Genomic DNA, 3,481 nt, shown 5'->3' with positions numbered 1-3,481 from the left:
GATTCCGTAATGATTGGAATTCCTTGTCGATACCCAGCCTGAACCGGCTGTTTTTGCTTTTTCAATGGCAATTTCCATAGAACGGGTAGCAGCAATCATGCCAATGGCTCCGTCGCCATCAACAACAGCTGTACTGGGTGTTTCATGTACAATTTTTATATCGGGATGGACATTGATGCGCCCTGCTTCCCATAATCTGAAATAATCAATGATCCGGATCATTCCATGAGAAGAAAGGCCTCTTAATTCAGCTTTTAAAAAAACTTTTGCGGCTTTTTCCGCGTCCGTACTGCTGCATCCCATTTTGGTAAACACAGCAACAGTAAAATCTTTTAAATACTCGTAACTATATATCATTATAAAAATCAATTAAAGTTGCAAAAGTGAGAAGAAAAGCTAAGTTTTCCAGAAAATTCTTTAAGAATTGCTCAAAAGATTTATTGGGAAGGAACTGTACGCTTCTTCTTTCCTGTTACCAGCATGCCTTTTACAACTTTTATCTGCCCGACAACATGTCAATTCTCAACAAATCCAGCATGGCCTGGTTCACCTTTCCGTTCATATTTTCATTGGATGGTTCGAGAGAAATGGACAGTATATGTTTTCCCCTGGTCAGTTTTACCTGAATTGAATTGGAGAAGCCCCAATTGGACCATTCTTTGCTACCTCTTTGAGGAAGGATAATTGTTCCTGCAAATTTATTATCCACTTTTAAAGTCCGGATTGCACATTTATTCTGTGTGTTGATTGGTCCATTACCATTGGCATAGCGGAAACTTATCGTGTAGATGCCTGTGTTTTCAATGTTTACCTGAATTGGGATATTCGTGTTTTTTTCTTTGCTGATTTCAACAAAACCTTCACCTGAATAATTGCTGTAGGGATATGAAGCTTTCCCGGCAAATTTCTCAATTTCAAGGGTTTGTTTATATTGATTGCCCTGAAGCACAACAGATTCACTGGCAAAAGAACTTACCTGGTTTGAATCATTTGCAAAAACCTGATATTCATTGTAGTTGGCGCGATCAGCTTTTATACATGTCTTTTGGGTTGTAGCAACAGGTTGTCCGTTTTTTATAACTGTATAGTTTATGGCTCCGTTCACAGCAGGCCATGAGAGAGAATCTCCCGTGCAACTGGCAATTGGGACATCCGGTGAAGTATAATTATTCACTTTATTGATTTTTAAGTCCTGAAACTCGTTATTTGCCAGGATGATGTTCACCTCATGAGTTCCCTTTAATTCATAAGAAACAGAAGGAGAGGAGGGTTTGCCGTCAATTACGAATGATTTAATAACATCTCCATAGCCTTGCATAGTGATATTCAAAATAGCCTTGCGGCATTTGAAATTGTTGAGCGAACGGTTCCCCGCCAATGCTTTCGGCACGAAGGGATGAAAAACAAGCTTATCACCCTGGAAATCTATCCCGAAAATGATTTTATGAATCAGGCTTAAGCTACCGGAGATGCTCCAAAGCATATTGCTCGAATTGATCTGTGTGCCTGCAAAATCGCCATTATCGGCAACTAAATTTTCCTTATTGGTGAGAAACATGGCTGCCGGGCGGTAAATAGCTGCTATTGAGGCCAGAACCGACTTTTCGTTTCCTGCTTTGGCCGAAGCTAATGCCCAATATGACTGGACAAACGGCCAGATAGCATTATTATGATAAGGAGGAATTCCCGGAATCTGCGGGTAAATGCAGGTAATCCCAAAATCAGTAACCGGTACATTTTCAATCACCGATTTCTTCTGTTGATCATTTGCAACATTAAATAATACGCACAATGCTTCACCCAAAGCTTCAGCACGGGGTGAAAGGCTTTTATAATTCCTTCCGTACAGGTATTGGCCGTAATAACCTTTTTCGTTCATCCACAGGTATTTATTGATTCCGGCCTTGATTTTTTCGGCCTGTTGTTTATAAAATCCGGCAGAGCGTGAATCGTTCAGAAGGGTTGCCATTTGTGAAAGGATGACATTTGCATGATAGTGAACAGCATTGGTTCCAAGATTTTCGGATTCATAGATATCAACCGGTTGCATCCATTTGGGATAAGTTTGTTCGCGCCAGTCGAGAAATGAAGATTCTCCATGAACAAGGCCGGTAGCCCGGTCATAAGCATTGTTTATATCATCATTTACCGAATTTCGGATAATTTCGTAGGCTTGCTTTAACCAGTCCCTGTCTCCTGTTGTTTTATACAGTTCCCAGGCAGCTGTAGCCCAAATCATCCGGTCTGTAGAAACAGGATAGGCACCGCCTGTGCCCGTATCCTGGATAATCCGTCCATTTTTTACTTTTCTCATCAAACTATAGCGTGCAACCTTGGGCTGTAAATTAGCCATCGCCAGGATAATGGAATAACTGATATCGCGGGTCCAGACACCTCCCCATTCCTTGCCGGTGCGGAATGTACTGTCGGGTTCAACGGCTTTCATCATTTCTTCCAGAGCCATATTGTAAATGGCATCGGATAAAGGGAAATCGGATTTATACTGCGGGAAAAGAGAAATATCCCTGGTCAGTTCCCATTGCGCCTCGGTTTTTTTCTCATCACCCTTGGCATTCATGGTTAAGGTGGTTTCGTAAATCCCATCTCCGTCAGGATCTTTCAATTGATATTCGGGACGGTTCCCCAGATTATTAAAATCCCAGGACAAAGGGCGGATTCCTCCGGCGATGTAAACGCCCTTGAAATCTGCTTGATACAGTTTTTCTCCATTAAATAGCGTGTAATATCCTTTTTCCTTGAAGGATTTGAATATATCCCGCATATCGAGGCGGACAGTCCATTGTGTGTTAGGTTGAAGGTTTGAATTATTTGCCCCGGCTAACGTATCGACCAGCTGTTTACCAAAAACAACATTGGTAGTAAATTTTCCATCTTGAGGCTGTAAAGTCACGAAATGGTCTTTCCCGGACAGCATTTCATTGTCACGTAAATTAATACTGAATTTAAAGCGTATGGTTGGGCTGTATTTTTCAGCTTCAGGACTTTGGTAGTTAGAAGTCATTTTTGTGCCCGACAGGGCAACTGCTTTAAATTTTCCCTGTTCCACCCGGTTATTGTATATGCTATAGCGATCGGACCGGTATATTAAACCGGATGATTGTGAAAATCCAAGCTGGCTCAGGCAGCAAGTCATTATTGTTATAAAGATATTTCGTTTCATTTGCTAATTTTTGTTCAAATTTATCCAGGATTGGCAATTAATCAAACTGAAAAATTTAAATAGTTATCTTAATTGAAATTCGCAAGTAGTAAAAAGGGTTATAAGGGTATACTGCTTCATGGCATTACTCAGAGAAACTCAGGTTTTTCTCAGAGAATTTCAGCGTAAATGAATATTAATACACTGGCCTATAAGATAGTTTGAAATGGTTCCACTATTTTTTTGCTTCCTGAGCGGAGTCTAAGGCAGGTTTTATTGCCGTGGTTTGTATTTGCCTTTGAAAACTTTATTCTTCCTTTT

Annotated in this window: 2 protein-coding genes; both read right to left on the bottom strand. The window is 40.6% G+C overall.

What is annotated here, in order from left to right; all coding sequences use genetic code 11:
• On the bottom strand, nt 1–357 hold a 357-nt coding region (locus Q8907_14575), incomplete at its 3' end, for an Ldh family oxidoreductase (GenBank protein MDP4275497.1).
• Nucleotides 358–496: 139 nt separating this feature from the next.
• Nucleotides 497–3,181 (bottom strand): trehalase family glycosidase, encoded by a 2,685-nt coding sequence (locus Q8907_14570; GenBank protein MDP4275496.1) that lies wholly within the window; start codon nt 3,179–3,181, stop codon nt 497–499.
• Between the last annotated feature and the right edge of the window lie 300 nt (nt 3,182–3,481).

Source organism: Bacteroidota bacterium, assembly GCA_030706565.1.
GTDB lineage: Bacteria > Bacteroidota > Bacteroidia > Bacteroidales > JAUZOH01 > JAUZOH01.
The sequence above is the reverse complement of the archived record's forward strand: the minus strand, read 5'-3'. Positions and strand labels throughout refer to the sequence as shown.

Bases quoted from the DNA above. Each gene is read 5' to 3' on its own strand.
- Q8907_14570 (MDP4275496.1), bottom strand. From the start codon at position 3,181: ATGAAACGAAATATCTTTATAACAATAATGACTTGCTGCCTGAGCCAG.